Here is a 19,694-nt window from a genome sequence, read left to right as displayed (position 1 = left end):
TCCGGGTCAGTTCCGCGAGCACTTTTCCGCGTCGATGGCCAACACGAACATCAGCACATAAAGCGCATCCTTCGGGTCGGTGATGTCCAGAACGTAGGTGTCCGTCCAGTGGAACGGTTCCTTGGACACGGCAGCCACCGTGCCGCCGTCCGGGCCGGTGATGGTATAGTCCCACTCGAATACATCGCCCTCCACATGCCAGCCGTTGAAGTCGATGTTGTACTTCGGCTTGAAGAAGGTCAGCTCCTTTTTCAGGGTACCGATGCAGGTCTCGCCCTCGTACAGCTCAAACTTGGGCAGCCAGGTCAGGATCTCTTCCTTGACGGTGCCCAGCTCCTGCTGTTCTTCCGGGTCGTAGATCTTCAGGCAGTGCCCCCAGGACAGCTGCCCCTTGACCACATACACGGTGTTTTCGTTTTCGTCGTAGATGTCGTAGCTGTCAAACCAGCTGAATGCACGCTGTCTAAAAAGCAGTTTCATCTTCCTCACCTCACTCGGAATACGATTTGGGACGTCCTTTTCGTGCGGTTCTTCCGCTTTTTTCCATCATACCAGATTCTGCCTCATCGTGCAATCCCGAAGCAGCCCCGCCCGGAACATTCTCCGGGCGGGGCTGCCGTTTGCCGTTCAGTTTTCTACGATTCGGCATGTTTTGTCATTCTTTTTCGTTTTGTATTTCAGTGGTGTCTGCACTTCGGCGCGGATCTTGCCAAGATAGGCGCGGGTCTGCTCTGCGCCCTGCAGAATCGCTTCCACCTGCGCCCGCTGTTCCTCAGTCAGGTCATCCTCCGCCAGCAGCTCCGCGTTGCCCTTGATGATGGTCAGCGGCGTTTTCAGCTTGTGGGACAGCCGAATGATCTGCTCCCGCTGCCGCTGCTCCATGTCCCACTGCTTCTGCAGGCTACCGGTCAGTTCATCGCCCATGGTTTGCAGCGCCTGCAAAGTGCTCTCGTACTCCCGCACCTTCGCGCCGGAAAACACCGCGCTGTCCAGATCCTTCCGTGCCACCGCCTGTGCTGCGGCGGTCAGCTTTTCAGTCTCCCGGGTCAGGAAGCGCCCGGTCCTGTGGGTGCTCCACACCACCGCCCCCACCAGCAGCAGAATGCCCAGAATGCAGTGCACGGTCTGCATATCCGGCAGCACGCCCCGCAGCGCAGGGTTGGCATAGGGCACGGCATAGTCAAATTGCAGCAGACAGACCGTTCCGTCCTGCAATTTTGATGTCATATAATACTGCGTGTAGCCAAAATGCCAGCGGGTCTTCCCCTGTCGGTTCTCCATTGCCCGCTGCAAGTGCCCGGCATCCATGTTGGTGGCCAGCACCTCGCTGCTGTCCGGCGCGGCAAACAGGGCGTAACGGCACAAGGAGTCCAGCTGCGTCTCGTCAAAAGTAGCGGCGGTCATGCCTGGCAAAACGTCCTGTGCGGCTTTCTGACAGGCCTGTGCAGCTTGATTCGCGGGAAGAAACAGCCCGCCGTTCTGGATCCACAGCATCAGCACCAGCAGCCATCCCACCGCGACCAGCAGGCAGGCCAGCGCCGTGCGCACCAGATATTGCAGCAGCACGCTGCGCAGAGAGGTCAGTCTTCGCTTTTCCATCGGTACCCCACGCCCCATACGGTATTGAGCAGCTTTTCCGGCTCCGGCACGCCCGCCGCCCGCAGCTTTGCCCGGATATTTTTGATGTGCTGTGTCACGGCGGTGTCGTCCGCAGTGCCGTCAATGCCAAAAGCCGCTTCGTAAATTTGCTCCTTGGTAAAGGTCTGCCCTGCGTGCAGCGCCAGATACTCACAGATGGCATACTCCGAGCGGGTCAAGGGCAGCATCTTCCCCTCCACCGCCGCGCTCTGGGCGGTCAGGTCAAAGGCTACGCCGTTGCGCACCATCCGGTGCGCCGGGGTGCGGCTCTGCCGCCGCAGATGTGCCGCAACCCGCGCCCGCAGCTCAGCCACCCGGAAGGGCTTGGACAAAAAGTCGTCTGCCCCGATGCCCAGCCCCTCCAGCACAGCGGCCTCATCGGTGCGGGCGCTCAGAAACAGGATGGGCACTTCGGTCAGGCTGCGGATGCGCCGACAGACCGCAAAGCCATCCTCCCCGGGCATCATCACATCCAGCAGAATGCAGTCTGCCCAGCGGCAGAGCGCCTCGGTCAGCGCTCCGCCCGCCTGCCGCGTTTCTACCCGGTGGCCGTCCCGCTCCAAAGTGGTGCGGATCAGCTTGCAGAGCTCCAGATTGTCGTCCACGGCCAGAATATTCGCCACAAGATCACCTCAACACGTTATAAACAAGGCAGGATGCTCCATACAGCAGGTACACATGGGCGGGGTAGAACCAGTAGAACAGCCGCTTATGTCCGCTGCCACGCTGCCCATTGTACAGCAGCATCAGCAGCACCGCCGCTACGCCGAACCACTCGTAGTAGTCGGTGAACATCTGCGTCCACACAAAATCCGCCTGTCTGCAAAGCATCCCAAAGGTCGGCACAAAATCACATAGGAAAATGAGCACGGCCCATGCCGTCAGCTGTACGCGGCGATGCCCCCGCAGGGCATACAGCAGCACACCGCCCAGCAAAAAGCTCCAGCCGCCGTCCGTGATGGTTGTCCACATGGGCAGCGGGCTTGTAATGACAAAGGCCACGATCGTTGAAGCAATGGGCATCTCCTGTACCCCGGGGAAGAGCAGCAGAAATACTACCACCACATACGGCCAGCACAAAACGGCGGCAATGGCGCCAATGCCCTTTGCGAATTTTTTCTCCCGCAGCCAGTCAATGCCCTGCCAGACGATGCACAGCAGCACAAGATCCTGAAAAATAGCATTCTGCGGGTAGAAGCCATCCCCGCGCCGGAAGGCCTTGGCGTAAATCATAAAAAATTCCAGCGCCGCCATGGCTGCGCCGATAGCCCAGATGCGGATAAAATACCGCCTGCGGTCATGGGTATGGGCAAAGCCCTCTACCGTGCAGAACAGAAACAGCGGCGCACTGAGCCGCCCCAGCATACTGAACACCGTCGGGATGCAGCCGGTGAACTCGAAGAAATAATGAATGTGATCCAGTACCATCAGCACCAGTGCAATGGTCTTGAGCTGGGTACCGTCCAGCCCTTTTTTCGTCAATTTTTCCATACAGGCTCTCCTTTCCTTGTGCATTCAGTGTAACAGGAAAATCTGTAGAAAGTATAAGTTTCTGCCTTTATGATACTATTTTTTGCCCCAAAACGCAAACAAAAAAGCCCTAAGACTTTCATCTCAGAGCTTTCTGTTCAAGTCGGCGACTACCTATTTTCACGCGCCGTTTCCAGCGAACTATCTTCGGCACAAGTGAGCTTAACTTCTGTGTTCGGAATGGGAACAGGTGGAACCTCACCGTCATCGACACCGACCGATCTGACTGAACCAGTATAACATGTCTGTCGTACTTTGTCCAGTGTTTCTTAGAAGGACGTGCCTTCAAAACTGAATAATCACTGCTTACATTTTTTCGTTGACTCTCAGAGTCTCAAGCGAATTGTGGTCAAGCCCTCGACCTATTAGTACACGCTTGCTGAATGGATCGCTCCACTTACACATCGTGCCTATCAACCTTGTAGTCTTCAAGGGGTCTTACTTGTTTAAAACAATGGGATATCTTATCTTTGGGTCGGCTTCACGCTTAGATGCTTTCAGCGTTTATCCGATCCGTACATAGTTGCCCAGCTATGCTCTTGGCAGAACAACTGGTGCGCCAGAGGTACGTCCGCTCCGGTCCTCTCGTACTAGGAACAGCTCCCATCAAATATCCTGCGCCCACGACAGATAGGGACCGAACTGTCTCACGACGTTCTGAACCCAGCTCGCGTACCGCTTTAATTGGCGAACAGCCAAACCCTTGGGACCGAATACAGCCCCAGGATGCGATGAGCCGACATCGAGGTGCCAAACCTCCCCGTCGATGTGGACTCTTGGGGGAGATCAGCCTGTTATCCCCAGGGTAACTTTTATCCGTTGAGCGATGGCATTTCCACTCACATACCACCGGATCACTAACTCCAACTTTCGTTACTGCTCGACCCGTCAGTCTCGCAGTTAGGCTCGCTTCTGCGTTTGCACTCTTTTGCTTGATTTCCGTTCAAGCTGAGCGAACCTTTGAACGCCTCCGTTACTCTTTAGGAGGCGACCGCCCCAGTCAAACTGCCCACCTAACAATGTCCCCCGCCTTGATTCAAAGGCGCAGGTTAGAATTCCAATATCGCAAGGATGGTATCCCAACGGCCACTCCACAAGCGCCAAAGCACCTGCTTCCCAGTGTCCCATCTATCCTGTGCATGCAACATCGAAACCCAATATTAGGCTACAGTAAAGCTCCATGGGGTCTTTCCGTCTTGTCGCGGGTAACCGGCATCTTCACCGGTACTACAATTTCGCCGGGCGGGCTGTTGAGACAGTGCCCAAATCATTACGCCTTTCATGCGGGTCAGAACTTACCTGACAAGGAATTTCGCTACCTTAGGACCGTTATAGTTACGGCCGCCGTTCACTGGGGCTTCGATTCAATGCTTGCACATCTCCTCTTAACCTTCCAGCACCGGGCAGGCGTCAGCTCGTATACGTCATCTTTCGATTTAGCACAAACCTGTGTTTTTGGTAAACAGTTGCTTGGGCCGATTCTCTGCGGCTGCATTGCTGCAGCACCCCTTCTCCCGAAGTTACGGGGTCAATTTGCCGAGTTCCTTAACAACCCTTCTCCCGTTGGCCTTAGAATCTTCTTCCTACCTACCTGTGTCGGTTTGCGGTACGGGCACCGCAGAAATTCACACAGCTTTTCTCGCCATCTTCCATCTCAGACTTCGGTACTAACTTCCCTCGATCGCTACCGGAACCAACACCCGGCTCCGAGACTTCATATGTGTCCCTGTGTTTAACTCTTTTGGTGGTGACGGAATCTCTACCGTCTGTGCATCGGCTACGCCGTTAGGCCTCACCTTAGCTCCCGACTAACCTGGAGCGGACGAACCTTCCTCCAGAAACCTGAGGCTTTCGGCCATGCAGATTCTCACTGCATTCGCGCTACTCATTCCGGCATTCTCACTTCTATACACTCCACAGCCGCTTGCGCTACTGTTTCACCGCGTATACAACGCTCCCCTACCCAGCATGTAAACATGCTGCCTAAGCTTCGGTGTCAGGTTTAGCCCCGTTAAATTCTCCGCGCAAAGACGCTCGACCAGTGAGCTATTACGCACTCTTTGAATGAGTGGCTGCTTCTGAGCCAACATCCTGGTTGTCTACGTATCTTCACATCGTTTTCCACTTAACCTGACTTTGGGACCTTAGCTGTAGATCTGGGCTGTTTCCCTTTTGACAATGACATTTATCTGACACTGTCTGACTCCCAAGCATCAATACTCTGGCATTCTGAGTTTGATAAGCTTCGCTAACCTCTCGGCCGCTAGGCTATTCAGTGCTTTACCTCCAGGTATCTAACTTGAGGCTAGTCCTAAAACTATTTCGGGGAGAACCAGCTATCTCCGGGTTCGATTGGAATTTCTCCGCTACCCACAGTTCATCCGCCGCCTTTTCAACGGAGGTCGGTTCGGTCCTCCATGGAATTTTACTTCCACTTCAACCTGACCATGGGTAGGTCACCCGGTTTCGGGCCCATTATATGCAACTTAACGCCCTTTTCAAACTCGCTTTCGCTTCGGCTCCAGACCTTAAGTCCTTAACCTTGCTGCATACAATCGCTCGCCGGACCGTTCTACAAAAAGTACCCTATCACGCTTTGACGCGCTCTAGGTGCTTGTAGGCACAGGGTTTCAGGTTCTTTTTCACTCCCCTCCCGGGGTGCTTTTCACCTTTCCTTCACAGTACTATACGCTATCGGTCACTGGGTAGTATTTAGGGTTGGAGGGTGGTCCCCCCGTATTCCGACCAGGTTTCACGTGTCTGGCCGTACTCTGGAATTCGCTCGGCTCTTGTCGTTTTCACCTACGTGGTTCTCACACTCTCTGACCGGCCTTCCCATGCCGTTCGGTTAACAACTTAAGTCCTAAATGCGCTCCGTACCCCGAAAGTATTTCTACTCTCGGTTTGCCCTCTTCCGCGTTCGCTCGCCACTACTTACGGAATCTCGTTTGATGTCTCTTCCTCGCCCTACTTAGATGTTTCAGTTCAGGCGGTTCCCTCGATATACCTATTTTAAAGTTCAGTATAACGTACCTGAGTATGAACCCAGGTGAGTTTCCTCATTCAGAAATCTCCGGATCAATGCTTATTTGCAGCTCCCCGAAGCTTATCGCAGCTTATCACGTCTTTCATCGGCTCCCAGTGCCAAGGCATTCGCCCTGCGCCCTTGTTCGCTTGACCTTTCAAACGTTCTCTTGGAACATTTGGTATCCTCTTGATTCTCTCTTGCCAACGAAGATTATTGTTACCCTTCCTTTTGAAATTGCAATATTTCTTAAAAAGAACTTACTATAATCTTTGTTTCGCAGTTATTATTCAGTTTTCAAGGTACGTCTTGGTGATGTTTCTCAAAGCCCGGTCTCCCGGAACTTTGAAAAACATCACATGGTGGGCCAAAATGGACTCGAACCATCGACCTCACGATTATCAGTCGTGTGCTCTAGCCAGCTGAGCTATTGGCCCATGTGGTGGAGATTAAGGGAATCGAACCCTTGACCCCCTGCTTGCAAAGCAGGTGCTCTCCCAGCTGAGCTAAACCCCCACATTAGGAATTGAGTTCCCTTTTCAGGGCCCTCAAAATCGAACAATATCTACTCTACTCGTTTGTTACCTGTCCGAAAGATCTCCATCTTCGATGTCGCTCTTTCGCCTGACTCCTTAGAAAGGAGGTGATCCAGCCGCAGGTTCTCCTACGGCTACCTTGTTACGACTTCACCCCAATCACCAGTTTTACCTTCGGCGGCGTCCTCCTTACGGTTAGACTACCGACTTCGGGTCCCCCCGGCTCTCATGGTGTGACGGGCGGTGTGTACAAGGCCCGGGAACGTATTCACCGTGGCATGCTGATCCACGATTACTAGCAATTCCGACTTCGTGCAGGCGAGTTGCAGCCTGCAGTCCGAACTGGGACGTTGTTTCTGAGTTTTGCTCCACCTCGCGGTCTTGCTTCTCTTTGTTTAACGCCATTGTAGTACGTGTGTAGCCCAAGTCATAAAGGGCATGATGATTTGACGTCATCCCCACCTTCCTCCGTTTTGTCAACGGCAGTCTGGCCAGAGTCCTCTTGCGTAGTAACTGACCATAAGGGTTGCGCTCGTTGCGGGACTTAACCCAACATCTCACGACACGAGCTGACGACAACCATGCACCACCTGTCTCCTTGCTCCGAAGAGAAAACATATTTCTATGCCTGTCAAGGGATGTCAAGACTTGGTAAGGTTCTTCGCGTTGCGTCGAATTAAACCACATACTCCACTGCTTGTGCGGGCCCCCGTCAATTCCTTTGAGTTTCAACCTTGCGGTCGTACTCCCCAGGTGGATTACTTATTGTGTTAACTGCGGCACTGAAGGGGTCAATCCTCCAACACCTAGTAATCATCGTTTACGGTGTGGACTACCAGGGTATCTAATCCTGTTTGCTACCCACACTTTCGAGCCTCAGCGTCAGTTGGTGCCCAGTAGGCCGCCTTCGCCACTGGTGTTCCTCCCGATATCTACGCATTCCACCGCTACACCGGGAATTCCGCCTACCTCTGCACTACTCAAGAAAAACAGTTTTGAAAGCAGTTTATGGGTTGAGCCCATAGATTTCACTTCCAACTTGTCTTCCCGCCTGCGCTCCCTTTACACCCAGTAATTCCGGACAACGCTTGTGACCTACGTTTTACCGCGGCTGCTGGCACGTAGTTAGCCGTCACTTCCTTGTTGGGTACCGTCATTATCTTCCCCAACAACAGGAGTTTACAATCCGAAGACCTTCTTCCTCCACGCGGCGTCGCTGCATCAGGGTTTCCCCCATTGTGCAATATTCCCCACTGCTGCCTCCCGTAGGAGTCTGGGCCGTGTCTCAGTCCCAATGTGGCCGTTCAACCTCTCAGTCCGGCTACCGATCGTTGCCTTGGTGGGCCATTACCTCACCAACTAGCTAATCGGACGCGAGGCCATCTCAAAGCGGATTGCTCCTTTTCCCTCTGCTCGATGCCGAGCCGTGGGCTTATGCGGTATTAGCAGTCGTTTCCAACTGTTGTCCCCCTCTTTGAGGCAGGTTCCTCACGCGTTACTCACCCGTTCGCCACTCGCTCGAGAAAGCAAGCTCTCTCTCGCTCGTTCGACTTGCATGTGTTAGGCGCGCCGCCAGCGTTCGTCCTGAGCCAGGATCAAACTCTTTATAAATGATATTTATCACTTTTAAAGTGTTAAATCTTGTTCGCTCAGCACGCAATCGCTTGCGTCCTGTGTGAATTACTTTTGGAATTGTTTTTAGTGTTTTTCCAAACACTTAAAAGGTTCCTTACAAGTTTTTCGATATTGTTCAATTTTCAAGGTCCTGTAGCGCCTCAGCCTTGCGGCTGACGACCTGTTCATTTTACCACCGAAGTGGTTTTTTGTCAAGCCTTATTTTTTAGAAGCTTTTGAACTTTCTGAACTTGGATGTCTTGAAGTTTCTCGGAACAAACCGGTCTTTCTTGACGTCTATTGGTTCTTTTCAAGGGCTTCCTGCTGAGACTTCGGAAGTCATTCTTTTGCCTCAGCGCTTGGCGCTCAAGTATAATACCACACCCCCGCCTCCTTGTCAACACTTTTTGACAGATTTTTTCCAATTTCTTTGCAGAATAAAGAATTCCCCTGTTTTTCACCCGTTACAGGGCGCGCCTTTTTCTTGACAAGGCGGCGGGCAGAACGTATTATGGAGTCATCCCCCAGCATCCTGTATAAGGTAGCTATACTTATTACATAAAGGAGAAGCGCCATGTCCTGTGTCAACATCCGCGGCTGCTGCATCGGTGAGGGCCGCCCTAAAGTTATTATTCCTATTGTAGAGCCCACAGAAACCGCCGTTCTGGAAAAGGCTGCCGCGTTTTCCACATTGCGCGCCGATTGTGTGGAATGGCGTATCGATTGCTTTGAAGGTGCAAAAGACCTTCCGGCTATCGTGCACTGCGCTGCGAAGCTCCGTGTTGCCTTAAAGGATCAGCTGCTTCTTTTCACCTTCCGCACAAAGGCCGAGGGCGGCAAAGTCGCTCTGGCCCACGAAGAGTATCTTCATTTTATCCGCACCGTTCTTGCCACCGACTGCGCCGATCTGATCGACATTGAATTTTACACTGCGGGCGCAGAACTTCCCGCGCTGATCGAAGAAGCCCACACCGCCGGGGCTGCAGTGGTGTGTTCCAGCCACGACTTCCATAAAACGCCGCCGCGCGCCGAACTGGTGAGCCGCATGGTTGCCATGCAGCAGGCCGGGGCTGATCTGCCCAAACTGGCTGTGATGCCCCAGAGCCGTGCCGATGTGCTGGAGCTTCTGGCTGCCACCGCTGAAATGGCCGACCGGCATCCGGAGACTCCCATCATCACCATGAGCATGGGAGCTTTGGGCGTGGTGAGCCGCCTTTCCGGCGAAGCCCTTGGCTCCGCCATGACCTTTGCCAATCCCGGACAGGCCAGTGCACCGGGGCAGGTATCATTGGAGGTCGTAAACGAAGTATTGGATGCACTGCATTTATAAATCCAGAAAGGAGCTTTTATGAAAAAGAAGTATTCTGCTCTCCCAGAACTTCTTTTGCGAAGTATTTTTTACACGCTTATCAATTATGTGCTTCTCAGCATGGTGCTGTCTTTTCGGCTTCATTGGAGCTCCATTCTGTTTTCTGCTGCCATGCTGTGGTTTGCTTTGGATTATTCAAAGACCATCCAGCAGTTGACCGGCAAACGGCTTCTCGCAGACCTTTTGTGGCTTGGCTGCATTCTCATCAGCACATTTATTGCATTCTTTGTCGGGTACATTCAAGGCTCGTTCGCATCATTTTAACGAAAAAGACCGGAGCTGTAGGTCGCACTTACAGTTCCGGTCTTTCTTTTTATGTCACAAAGAGATGATTATGCCAGCTTGGCTTCCAGACGGGTGCGGATGGCCTTGATAAAGCCCTCGCTGTCCACAGCGGTGGGGGTGATGCCCTCAGCCAGACCACACAGGTCTTTCGTCATGATGCCGTCGTTCAGGGTCTGCAGGCTGGCGGCTTCCAGTGCCTCGCCAAACTTCACCAGCTCCGGCAGGCCGTCCAGTTCACCGCGCTTCTTGAACGCGCCAGACCACGCAAAGATGGTAGCCATGGGGTTAGTAGAGGTCTTTTCGCCCTTCAGGTACTTATAGTAATGGCGGGTGACGGTGCCGTGGGCGGCCTCGAACTCGTACTTGCCGTCCGGACTGACCAGCACGCTGGTCATCATAGCCAGAGAGCCAAAGGCAGTGGAGACCATATCGCTCATCACGTCACCGTCGTAGTTCTTGCAGGCCCAGACAAAGCCGCCCTCGCTGCGAATGACGCGGGCAACGATATCGTCAATGAGGCTGTAGAAGTAGGTGATGCCTGCGGCCTCGAACTTTGCCTTATACTCGGTGTCATACACCTCCTGGAAGATATCCTTGAAGGTGTGGTCGTACTTCTTGGAGATGGTATCCTTTGCGCCGAACCACAGATCCTGCTTCACATCCAGTGCGTAGTTGAAGCAGCTGCGGGCAAAGCTGCGGATGGAATCATCCTTGTTGTACTGGCCCTGCAGAACGCCAGCGCCCTCAAAGTCAAAGACGGTGGCGCGCTGCTCAGAGCCATCGGCACCGGTGAACACCAGTTCAGCCTTGCCTGCACCCGGGATGCGGAACTCGGTGCACTTGTACACATCGCCGTAGGCGTGGCGGGCAATGGTGATGGGCTTTTTCCAGTTTTTGACCACCGGCTTGATGCTGTCGATCATGATGGGTGCGCGGAACACGGTGCCGTCCAGCACCGCGCGGATGGTGCCGTTGGGGCTTTTCCACATCTCATGCAGCTTATACTCGTCCATGCGCTGGGCATTGGGGGTGATGGTGGCGCACTTGACCGAAACGCCGTACTTCTTGTTGGCAAGGGCGGCATCCATGGTCACCTTGTCGGCGGTAGCGTCGCGGTTGGGCAGGCCCAGATCGTAATATTCGGTCTTGAGGTCCACAAACGGAAGGATCAGTTCGTCCTTGATCATCTTCCACAGAATGCGGGTCATTTCGTCGCCGTCCATCTCGACGAGGGGCGTGGTCATTTTGATCTTTTCCATAGCAGGGTTCCCTTTCCTCTCTTTGGATCGTTTTTCCAGCCGCGCTGCACTGCCAGATGCCGCGCGGGCAGTTCGGCAGAATGTTTATTTGCGGTAAGCGGCTGCCAGCTTTTCAAGGGCCGGCAGGCTGCGCTTGACCTTTTCGGTATCGATGCAGTAGGCAAGGCGCACATAGCCCTTGACACCGAAGCTGTCGCTGGGCACCAGCAGCAGGTCAAACTCCCGGGCCTTCATGCAGAAAGCGTTGGCATCCTCTTCCAGAGCCTTGGGGAAGATGTAGAAGGTACCGCCGGGGCGCTCCACCTCAAAGCCCAGCGCGGTGAGCTTATCGTACAGCAGGTTCATGTTGGTCTCATACACACTCAGATCACTGGTCACATCCTGACAGCGGCTTACGGCCCGCTGGATGATGCTGGGCGGGCAGTTGTGGCCGGTGAAGCGGGAGATTTGGGCCATCATGTCCACCAGCACATCCTCGCCCTCACAGCCCGGACGCACCGCCACATAGCCAAGGCGCTCGCCGGGCAGGCTCAGGCTCTTGGAATAGGAGAAGCAGGTGAGAGTGTGGGGGTAGAACGCCGCCGGGTAGGGCACCTTTTTGCCGTCGAATGCGATATCCCGGTAGGGCTCATCGCTGACGAGGAAGATGTTGTGGCCAAAAGCCTTGCTCTTCTCGGTCAGGATCTCTGCCATGCGGGTGAGCGTCCCGGCAGAGTAGACCACGCCGGTGGGGTTGTTGGGGGTGTTGATGAGCACACAGGTGGTCTTTTCGCCGATCATCTGCTCGAATGCGTCCAGATTGGGCTGGAAGGTCGGTGCCTGCGGCGGCACCACCTTGAGGACTGCCCCGGTGCCCGCCACATAGGGGCCGTACTCCGGGAAGTAGGGCGCAAAGGCGAGCACCTCGTCGCCGGGCTGCGTGACCGCACGGATGGCATGGGCAATGGCACCCGCCGCACCGGTGGTGGGGAAGATGTGCTTCTGCTCATAGGGCAGGCCAAAGGTCTTTGTCAGGTGCGCTGCCACATCGGTGCGGAAGCCCGGGTCACCCTGACTGGGGCAGTAGCCGTGCAGATTTACCGGCTCTTCGTTGGCCAGCAGATCCTGCATAGCGGCAGTGAACTCCTGCGGGCAGGGCACGCTGGGGTTGCCCAGCGAGTAATCGAACACGTTCTCATATCCGATCTCGGCAGCACGCTGCTTGCCGTACATGAAGGTCTCGCGGATGACGCTCTTATTGCCGAGCATCGCGCGATAAGTCTCGTTCAGCATAATACTTCCCCCCGAGAGTTTATTTGTGGGCAGCCGTATAGCTCTGCTCCACCTTGATGATGCAGCTGTAGGCTGTATCCTGTTCCTTGATGAACTGTTCCAGCTGTTCCAGCAGCTCTACTTTATCCCCTGCATAGCCTGCCGGCAGCACCAGATCGAACAGCACGTTGGTGTGGGTCCTGCCCGGCACGATGCGCAGATCGTGCAGCGAAAGGGCCGGGTCGAGCTGGCGCAGCTTTTCGGTCAGGCGGGCGCGCAGCACGCCCACGGCAGCATCCGAGGTAACGATGGGGTCGTAGTGGATGGTAACCAAAAGCCGGTCATTCTTTAGAAAATCCCGTTCAATGTTGTCGATCAGGTCGTGTGCCTCCAGCGGGTCCTGCTCGGCAGGCAGTTCCACATGCAGGGAGGCGAACTGGTGTCCCGGGCCGTAGTCGTGCACCATCAAATCGTGCATTCCCAGCACGCCGGGATAGGAGAGCACCTTCTGCTCGATGTGGTCCACCAGATCCTCGCTGGGGCTTTCGCCCAGCAGCGGGCTGAGCGTATCCATCACAAGGCCCCAGCCGGAGATCAGGATGAACGCCGCCACGCCTACACCCATCAGGCCATCCAGCACGTCCCAGCCGGTCACGCGGCACAGCACCGCTGCAATGAGCACCGCGCTGGTGCTCAGCACATCGTTGCGGCTGTCCGCAGCAGTGGCAATGAGGGTTTCGGAGCCGATGATGCGCCCGATGGTGCGGTTGAAGCCGCTCATCCACAGCTTGACGAGGATGGATGCGATCAGCACGGCCACCGTCAGCCAGCTGAACATCACCGGGGTGGGGTGCAGCACCTTGACCACAGATTCCTTCAGCAGCGAAAAGCCGATGCCGAGAATGGTCACGCTGACTACCAGCCCCGCCAGATATTCATACCGGGCATGGCCGAAGGGATGCTCTGCGTCCGGGGCCTTGCCGGCCAGCTTGAAGCCCACCAGACTGACCACGTTGGACGAGGCATCCGACAGGTTGTTCAGGGCATCTGCCATGATGGCAATGGAGCCGAACAGAGTGCCCACGGTCAGCTTGCCCAGACACAGCAGCAGGTTGCATGCCACGCCCACCCAGCAGGCAAGGTTGCCGTAGGCGGCGCGCACCTTAGGGTCCTGCGCATGGTCGGGCTGGCGGATGAAAAGACGTATCAAAAACTGAGTCATAACGGTCCTCCATGGGCAGCGCTGGACACCTGCATACCCTGTTATAGCTTATAGTATAGCATTTCGCTTTATCGTTTTAAAGTATTTTCCGAAAACTTTTGCCCGGTATAGAAAGACCCCGGCAGAGCGGGATGCCCTGCCGGGGAGCTTTATGGGAACGGTAAACCGGGATTCTCGGATGAATTACTTCTCAGAAGGCTTGCTCAGGTCCACGCTGCGGATGATCTTGCGCACCGGCAGGATGCTCTTGGCATTCATGGACAGCTCGTCCACGCCCATGCGCAGGAAGGTCTCGGTCAGGGCGGTGTCGGCACCCAGCTCACCGCAGATGCCCACCCAGATGCCGTGGCGGTGGCCCGCCTCAATGGTCATCTTGATGGCGCGCAGCACAGCGGGATGGTGCGGGTTGAAGAACGGCTCCAGCTTTGCATTCTGGCGGTCCAGCGCACAGGTGTACTGGGTCAGGTCGTTGGTGCCGATGGAGAAGAAGTCGCACTCGGCAGCCAGCTCGTCCGCAATCAGCACAGCGGCGGGGGTCTCGATCATGGTGCCTACCTCGATGTTCTGGCCCATCTTCACGCCCTCGGCGGTCAGTTCTGCACGGCACTCTTCCAGAACAGCCTTGGCATCCTGCAGCTCCCGCAGGCTGGTGATCATGGGGAACATGATGCTCATGTTGCCGTAGGCAGAAGCACGCAGCAGAGCGCGCAGCTGGGTCTTGAAGAAGTCCCTGCGGGTCAGACAGATGCGGATGGCGCGGTAGCCCAGAGCGGGGTTCTCCTCGTGATCCAGCTTCATGTAATCGACGGTCTTATCGGCACCGATGTCACAGGTACGGACGACCACCTTGCGGGGAGCCAGACTCTCCACCACCTGCTTGTAGGCCTCGAACTGGTAGTCCTCGGTGGGGAAGTCCTTGCAGTTCAGGTAGACGAACTCAGTGCGGAACAGGCCTACGCCGCCGGCATCGTTCTGCTGCACAGCACCCACATCGCTCATGCCGCCGATGTTGGCAAAGACATTGATGGTCTTGCCGTCCAGCGTGGTGTTGGGCTTGCCCTTCAGCTCCTGCAGCAGGGCCTGCTTCTTCTGATCTTCCTGCTGGCGCTTCTTCAGGCTCTTGAGCAGGTCGGGGGTGGGTTCAACGTAAACGCAGGCATTGTAGCCATCGATGACCGCCATCTTGCCGTCCCAGTCGTCCTGAATATCCTTGCACTGGATCAGGGCAGGGATGTTCATGCTGCGGGCCAGAATGGCGGTGTGGCTGTTGGAGCTGCCCTCACGGGTGATAAAGCCCAGCAGCAGGCTCTTATCCATGCGGACGGTCTCAGACGGGGCCAGATCCTCCGCGACCAGAATGCTGGGCTCGGTGCCCTGCAGGCTGGCGTTGTCCACCCCCTGCAGGATGTCCAGAATGGCCTGTGCGATATCGATGACATCTGCACTGCGGGCCTGCAGATACGGGTCATCCATGGCGGCGAACACCGCAGCCTGATTGTTGCCTGCCGTCTTGACGGCGTACTCGGCACACTTTTTCTGGCTGTTGATGATCTCCTTGATGGCATCCACAAAGTCGTCGTCTTCCAACATCATGGCGTGGATGTTGAACACCTCGGCGATGTCCTCGCCAGCCTCTGCCAGTGCCTTTTCATACAGCGCAGTCTGCTGCTCAATGGCCTTCTGCTGCGCTTCTTCAAAACGCGCCACTTCCGCTGCGGTATCCGCTACCTCTGCGGCAGAAATGGCAGTATCCTTTTTCTTGTAGATCTTGAGCTTGCCGATGGCGATGCCATTCAGGACGCTCTTACCGGTGCCTACCTGCATTGCACACTACTCCTTCTTCATCTGTGCCGGGGCCGCACTGCTCCGACAGTCCAAAAAAAGCCCCCGCAGCTCACCCGCGAGGGCCTTCCTCATCTTAACTGCGGAATCAGACGTTCTCGGTCAGGAACTTCTGGATGGCTGCTGCAGCAGCTTCCTCGTCGTCGCCCTCGACCTTGACGGTAACGGTCTCACCCTGCTTTACACCCATGCCCATCAGAGCCATCAGCTTGCGCATATCGCAGCTCTTGCCGTCCTTTTCCAGGGTAGCGCTGCTGGCAAAGCCCTTGACGGTCTTGACGAGCAGGCCGGCGGGACGAGCGTGGATGCCGCATGCATCCTTAACGGTATACTGGAATTCCTTCATAATCATTTTCTCCTTACTTGATCCCGTGCGGCGCTTCTGCACTTGCACCAGACGCGGCCGAGCCGCGGCACGGTTGATACATCTATTATAAACCCTTGCCGGTAATTTTTCACCATTTCATATTGCTAATTTTTTATGCAAAATTTTGGTACAATTGAACATACAAATGTGACAAAAATGCACGCATTTCACTTTTTCTTCTGCTTGTGCGCAAATTTTAGGCAAATTGCGACCTGGTTTTGCATCAAAACCCGAAGCTGTTCCCGGTCGTTTCCGGCTTTGGCAGGTCGTTCCGGTGCTTATTCCACCGGATATCCCTCGGCATCCAGCGGCAGTTCCGTATAAGGCACAGCCTGCGGCACGGCATCCGGCTCACCGGAGGTCTGCTGGGCGGTCAATTCCTCGTCATGGCGTTCGCCCCAATCGCCGCTGTAGTCCTCGCCGGAGGTCTGCTGTGCCGGTTCGCTGCCGGTCAGTTCTTCGTCGTGGCGCTCACCCCAGTCTCCCTCGTAGTCCTCGCCGGAAGTCTGCTTTGCCTCAGCTTCCGCCATGGCGGCCTGCATGTCTTTCAGGCCCACCACAACGCCGGAGGGCCGTTCCAGCAGGTAAGCTCCCACGGCCTTTTTGCGGTACACCAACAGCACGCCGTAGCGGCTGGTTTCGCCGCTGCTTGCCGCCGGGATCAGCGCCGTCCATTTTTCCACGGTCTTTCCCTTGTAGCGTGCAAGGTCCATGCCGCTCTGCTGCACCACCCCGTTGAAGGCCGAAAAGCTGTCATCCCACTTGCGGGGGATCTTGACCTTGTCTGCCGTGATGGATGCGCCGTCCACATCCAGACCGTAGCCGGTGAACCATGTCTGGATGTCCTGTGCACTCTCAATTTTGTTCACCGCCGCCGAGACCGCAACGGTGCGGTTGCTGATGAACCGGCCCAGCAGAGCACTGCCCACCACCAGTGCGCAGCACATGGCACCCAGACCCAGTTTTTTCAGGCTCGTTTTGCTTAACGTGACTACAAACATATCCCCATGCCTCCCCAGCCTGTTTATTGCTCTGAGAACAATTTATTCAGAGTTCGGGCAGGTTATGACGATTTAAAATGCCCGCCGTTTCACTCTGGGCATATTCAGCGGAAATATTATTTTGTTTTCGCGTTTGGAGTGGCCTGCGGGCCGCTCCAAACGCATTTTTACAAAAAGAGTCGCTGCCGGAAAATGCATTTTTTCTGCTGCACGACGGCTGCAAACCGACAGCAGCAAAATACCGCTACCCGTTACGTCCCCTTCCCGTGAAAAAGCAAATCAGCCAGACCCGCAGGTCTGGCTGATTTGCAATACTAAAAATAATTATTTCCTCTATTATTGTTAGAGTGAAGCGGAGACAATTCTAAATCGTCACGTCTCCGTGCGCTTTCACAAAATCCTCCGGCGAGACTTCGCCGTTCTGGCGGAGCACCTGTTTCAGCACCTGCATCACGCCGTATTCCCGGTGGGACGGTGCCAGAAACGGCACCTGCGCCCGCAGCGGTCCGCTGCCGTTCTCCATCAAAAAGCCGTACTTCGCGGTGGTGAGCATCTCGGCATCGTTGTAGGTGTCGCCAAAGGCCATCATGCTGTCGGCCGGAATGCCCAGCAGTGCACCCACCTTTGCCAGTGCTGCACCCTTGTGCACACCTGGGTTCATCACGTCCACCCAGTTTCTGCCTGCCACTGCCACCGAGAATGCACCGCCATTTCCGGTGTGGAATGCGCCGTAGATCCGGTCGAAGGCTTTCTGTGAGTCGTCGTTGGCCAGGTAGACGGTAAACTTATCCGCCGCCGCTTCCACCGCAGTCAGGTCATCCACGTATTCCACCCGGGTATAAAAATTCTTGAAAACTTTATCGTATTTCTCGTCCTGCTTTTCCGCGTAGGCCGCCTGCAGTCCGCACAAAAGGCCCACGTCTCCGGCCTGCTTTGTGCTGCGGGCCAGCTGCCGCCAGCCCTCGGCAGGCATTTCGGACACAAACAGGTCTTTCCCCTTCCAGCGGGCAGCGCCGCCGTTGTCGCCAATGAGAATGATCTCCTCCAGCAGATCGGGGAACATCGTTTCCAGTGTGTACAGAGGCCGCCCGCTGGCGGCGGCAAACAAGATGCCCTGCCCGGCCAGTGCACAGATGGTCTCGGTAAACTTTGGCGGCAGCTGGCTGTACTCGTCCAGAAGGGTCGCGTCCATGTCCGATGCGATCAGGCGAATGCGGTCCATTGCAGTTTCCTCACTTATCCGATGTAGCTGATGTTCACGTCCATATCGCCCTTATAGCCGGGCAGGCGTGCCGTGCAGGTGCCCTGCCACAGGGCGCAGTCGATGGGGCTGCTGGCAACACCATAATGCGCGTTCCAGATGGTATATTTTTTCAGGCTGTTCAGATTGACACGCTTGCGGTACCACAGGGTAGAAGCATACACACCGGGTTTGTAGCCCTGTGCCTTGACCTCCTCACAGAAGGCGATGGCGCACTTGGTGCGGTCCTCCATACCCAGACCGTCGGCACGGCCGGAACCATTGGAAGCGCCGGATGCTTCGGTGTCAAAGAAGATGGGGTAATCCAGCTTGCGTCCGTTCAGTACGTAGGCGCAGGCAAAGGCTTCCTCCTTGGCTTCCTCCTCGGTGGTGGCCTGACTGAAGAAATACACACCCACCTTCAGGCCCGCATTCTTCACATTGGTGAAATGCTCCTCGAACATGGGGTCCAGCACCAGCGTGCCGGAAGCACCATAGCCGCGGTAGCCGATGCGGACGATCACAAAGCTCACGCCTGCCTTTTTGATCTGGTTCCAGTCGATGTTCTTCTGATACTTGGAAACATCCACACCAAAGGTCTTGCCATTTTCCAGCACACCGTCCGCATTGAAGTAATAGAGTTTATTGTCGATGCACTGGATGCCGGTCACCGGCTTGTTGGTGGTCTGGCTGTAGTAGTAGGTCTTGCCGCCGGAGGTGCGCCAGCCGGAGTAGGCTGGCTCCGGCTGGGACTCGTCTTTGCCCAGCCAGCCGAACAGGAAATTGAGCAGCCAGCTGAAAAAGCCGTTCTCATCGCTCAGGTCGATGCACTGGGCCTCGGCGGCATCCATGGCACCGGCATCCAGCGCGGCACGGATCTCTTCCGGTGTCAGCACCACGCTGTTTTCCGGCGTGTGCTGGTTCGTGCTGTTCTCCTCCGCTTCAGTGGCCTGTACAGGCGGTGCTTCCGGGTCCTGTGCAGCAAGCTCCGGGGTCTCCGTCTGCAGGGTGGGCATTGCCGTTTCCTGCTGTGCAGAAACAGTCTCGGTCACTGCCGCGGTACTTTCTTCCGGCTGTGCAGCCAGTGCCAGCGGTGCGCCCATTGAAAAGGTCATTGCCAATGCCAGAACTGCCGCTGCACACCGCGTTTTGCCGCGGGTGCCGCGGGCAGTCAGTTTATTCCAGAACGTTTTTTTCATGCTGTGCTCCAAACCTCATGCATTTTTATCGGGATGCCGCCCTTCGCAAAAAGGGCAGCGTTTCATCTTCTCAATACTCTTTCAGTATACACCCGCGGGCAAGCCCCCGTCAATTGCCGCACACTGCAAAGCGCAGCTCCGAAAAGCTGCCGCCCCGGTATCAGAAAATGCTCCAAAATAGATACGTCTCAGCCCGCAAAAACATTGCACAAAGCCAAAAATTGCAGATATTTCCAGCAAAAACAGCATTTTGTCTTGTTGTCTTGACATGTGTATGGTATTATACTTGACATGCAGTTTTTGCATTGAATCCACC

Annotated in this window: 14 protein-coding genes, 2 tRNA genes and 3 rRNA genes; 2 read left to right on the top strand and 17 right to left on the bottom strand. The window is 55.6% G+C overall.

Translation table 11 applies throughout. The features are described 5' to 3' along the window. Positions 1–6: 6 nt before the first annotated feature. The 9 genes from ACGHUK_RS01685 to ACGHUK_RS01645 all read right to left on the bottom strand — a co-directional run bounded on the left by ACGHUK_RS01685 (position 7) and on the right by ACGHUK_RS01645 (position 8,340). The gene (locus tag ACGHUK_RS01685) at positions 7–480 is read right to left on the bottom strand and encodes an LURP-one-related/scramblase family protein (protein ID WP_005943839.1); all 474 of its coding nucleotides are present in this window, start codon (positions 478–480) and stop codon (positions 7–9) included. Positions 481–627: 147 nt separating this feature from the next. After that, positions 628–1,599 (bottom strand): histidine kinase dimerization/phospho-acceptor domain-containing protein, encoded by a 972-nt coding sequence (locus ACGHUK_RS01680; protein ID WP_207698963.1) that lies wholly within the window; start codon positions 1,597–1,599, stop codon positions 628–630. Continuing rightward, the gene (locus ACGHUK_RS01675; RefSeq protein ID WP_337679841.1) at positions 1,581–2,261 is read right to left on the bottom strand and encodes a response regulator transcription factor; all 681 of its coding nucleotides are present in this window, start codon (positions 2,259–2,261) and stop codon (positions 1,581–1,583) included. The genes ACGHUK_RS01680 and ACGHUK_RS01675 overlap by 19 nt, the downstream gene beginning before the upstream one ends. A gap of 4 nt (positions 2,262–2,265) precedes the next feature. Continuing rightward, the gene (locus ACGHUK_RS01670) at positions 2,266–3,129 is read right to left on the bottom strand and encodes a TraX family protein (RefSeq protein WP_154260788.1); all 864 of its coding nucleotides are present in this window, start codon (positions 3,127–3,129) and stop codon (positions 2,266–2,268) included. Between the two features lie 140 nt (positions 3,130–3,269). Beyond that, positions 3,270–3,386: ribosomal RNA gene (rrf, locus tag ACGHUK_RS01665) — 5S ribosomal RNA — on the bottom strand. 127 nt (positions 3,387–3,513) lie between these two features. Continuing rightward, positions 3,514–6,348, bottom strand: a 23S ribosomal RNA gene (locus ACGHUK_RS01660). 205 nt (positions 6,349–6,553) lie between these two features. Further along, positions 6,554–6,630 (bottom strand) — tRNA-Ile (locus ACGHUK_RS01655). Between the two features lie 3 nt (positions 6,631–6,633). Continuing rightward, positions 6,634–6,709: transfer RNA gene (locus ACGHUK_RS01650), tRNA-Ala, on the bottom strand. Positions 6,710–6,829: 120 nt separating this feature from the next. Further along, a 16S ribosomal RNA gene (locus ACGHUK_RS01645) occupies positions 6,830–8,340 on the bottom strand. Together the 16S, 23S and 5S rRNA genes with 2 tRNA genes alongside form the textbook arrangement of a ribosomal RNA operon. Before the next feature lie 577 nt (positions 8,341–8,917). Between ACGHUK_RS01645 and aroD the strand changes: the two genes are divergently transcribed. After that, on the top strand, positions 8,918–9,673 hold the full coding sequence (aroD, locus tag ACGHUK_RS01640; RefSeq protein WP_390574706.1) for a type I 3-dehydroquinate dehydratase: 756 nt from the start codon (positions 8,918–8,920) through the stop codon (positions 9,671–9,673). An 18-nt stretch (positions 9,674–9,691) separates the two neighbouring features. Further along, positions 9,692–9,976: a hypothetical protein gene (locus ACGHUK_RS01635; protein ID WP_005937604.1), complete on the top strand. Its 285-nt coding sequence runs from the start codon at positions 9,692–9,694 to the stop codon at positions 9,974–9,976. A 68-nt stretch (positions 9,977–10,044) separates the two neighbouring features. Here the strand turns inward: ACGHUK_RS01635 and ACGHUK_RS01630 are convergent, their stop codons facing one another. From ACGHUK_RS01630 to ACGHUK_RS01595, 8 genes are all read right to left on the bottom strand, one after another. Further along, positions 10,045–11,256 carry an NADP-dependent isocitrate dehydrogenase gene (locus ACGHUK_RS01630; RefSeq protein WP_097776995.1) on the bottom strand — a complete coding sequence of 404 codons (1,212 nt, stop codon included), beginning with the start codon at positions 11,254–11,256 and terminating at the stop codon, positions 10,045–10,047. Between the two features lie 84 nt (positions 11,257–11,340). Continuing rightward, positions 11,341–12,528, bottom strand: a complete 1,188-nt coding sequence (locus ACGHUK_RS01625; RefSeq protein ID WP_390574704.1) for a pyridoxal phosphate-dependent aminotransferase — start codon at positions 12,526–12,528, stop codon at positions 11,341–11,343. Positions 12,529–12,547: 19 nt separating this feature from the next. Beyond that, positions 12,548–13,729: a cation diffusion facilitator family transporter gene (locus tag ACGHUK_RS01620; RefSeq protein ID WP_005937613.1), complete on the bottom strand. Its 1,182-nt coding sequence runs from the start codon at positions 13,727–13,729 to the stop codon at positions 12,548–12,550. A gap of 183 nt (positions 13,730–13,912) precedes the next feature. Further along, positions 13,913–15,553: a phosphoenolpyruvate--protein phosphotransferase gene (gene ptsP / locus ACGHUK_RS01615; RefSeq protein ID WP_120081487.1), complete on the bottom strand. Its 1,641-nt coding sequence runs from the start codon at positions 15,551–15,553 to the stop codon at positions 13,913–13,915. 106 nt (positions 15,554–15,659) lie between these two features. After that, entirely contained in the window at positions 15,660–15,923 is a 264-nt protein-coding gene (locus ACGHUK_RS01610) for an HPr family phosphocarrier protein (protein WP_005937619.1), read from the bottom strand. Between the two features lie 293 nt (positions 15,924–16,216). Next, positions 16,217–16,939, bottom strand: coding sequence for a DUF4830 domain-containing protein (locus ACGHUK_RS01605; RefSeq protein ID WP_005937622.1), 723 nt, complete (start codon positions 16,937–16,939; stop codon positions 16,217–16,219). A 364-nt stretch (positions 16,940–17,303) separates the two neighbouring features. Continuing rightward, positions 17,304–18,161, bottom strand: a complete 858-nt coding sequence (locus ACGHUK_RS01600; RefSeq protein ID WP_390507388.1) for a Cof-type HAD-IIB family hydrolase — start codon at positions 18,159–18,161, stop codon at positions 17,304–17,306. Between the two features lie 14 nt (positions 18,162–18,175). Next, complete coding sequence (locus ACGHUK_RS01595) at positions 18,176–19,378, bottom strand: GH25 family lysozyme (RefSeq protein ID WP_390507386.1); 1,203 nt, start codon at positions 19,376–19,378, stop codon at positions 18,176–18,178. Between the last annotated feature and the right edge of the window lie 316 nt (positions 19,379–19,694).

The organism is Faecalibacterium sp. i25-0019-C1, assembly GCF_042854225.1.
GTDB lineage: Bacteria > Bacillota > Clostridia > Oscillospirales > Ruminococcaceae > Faecalibacterium > Faecalibacterium taiwanense.
Note: the sequence above shows the minus strand (reverse complement) of the source record. Positions and strands in the feature narration are given on the sequence as shown.

What these genes read in the sequence shown, in the direction of transcription:
- ACGHUK_RS01685 (WP_005943839.1), bottom strand. Translation starts at nt 480, where the DNA reads ATGAAACTGCTTTTTAGACAGCGTGCATTCAGCTGGTTTGACAGCTAC.
- ACGHUK_RS01680 (WP_207698963.1), bottom strand. Translation starts at nt 1,599, where the DNA reads ATGGAAAAGCGAAGACTGACCTCTCTGCGCAGCGTGCTGCTGCAATAT.
- ACGHUK_RS01670 (WP_154260788.1), bottom strand. Translation starts at nt 3,129, where the DNA reads ATGGAAAAATTGACGAAAAAAGGGCTGGACGGTACCCAGCTCAAGACC.
- aroD (WP_390574706.1), top strand. Translation starts at nt 8,918, where the DNA reads ATGTCCTGTGTCAACATCCGCGGCTGCTGCATCGGTGAGGGCCGCCCT.
- ACGHUK_RS01635 (WP_005937604.1), top strand. Translation starts at nt 9,692, where the DNA reads ATGAAAAAGAAGTATTCTGCTCTCCCAGAACTTCTTTTGCGAAGTATT.
- ACGHUK_RS01630 (WP_097776995.1), bottom strand. Translation starts at nt 11,256, where the DNA reads ATGGAAAAGATCAAAATGACCACGCCCCTCGTCGAGATGGACGGCGAC.
- ACGHUK_RS01625 (WP_390574704.1), bottom strand. Translation starts at nt 12,528, where the DNA reads ATGCTGAACGAGACTTATCGCGCGATGCTCGGCAATAAGAGCGTCATC.
- ACGHUK_RS01620 (WP_005937613.1), bottom strand. Translation starts at nt 13,729, where the DNA reads ATGACTCAGTTTTTGATACGTCTTTTCATCCGCCAGCCCGACCATGCG.
- ptsP (WP_120081487.1), bottom strand. Translation starts at nt 15,553, where the DNA reads ATGCAGGTAGGCACCGGTAAGAGCGTCCTGAATGGCATCGCCATCGGC.
- ACGHUK_RS01610 (WP_005937619.1), bottom strand. Translation starts at nt 15,923, where the DNA reads ATGATTATGAAGGAATTCCAGTATACCGTTAAGGATGCATGCGGCATC.
- ACGHUK_RS01605 (WP_005937622.1), bottom strand. Translation starts at nt 16,939, where the DNA reads ATGTTTGTAGTCACGTTAAGCAAAACGAGCCTGAAAAAACTGGGTCTG.
- ACGHUK_RS01600 (WP_390507388.1), bottom strand. Translation starts at nt 18,161, where the DNA reads ATGGACCGCATTCGCCTGATCGCATCGGACATGGACGCGACCCTTCTG.
- ACGHUK_RS01595 (WP_390507386.1), bottom strand. Translation starts at nt 19,378, where the DNA reads ATGAAAAAAACGTTCTGGAATAAACTGACTGCCCGCGGCACCCGCGGC.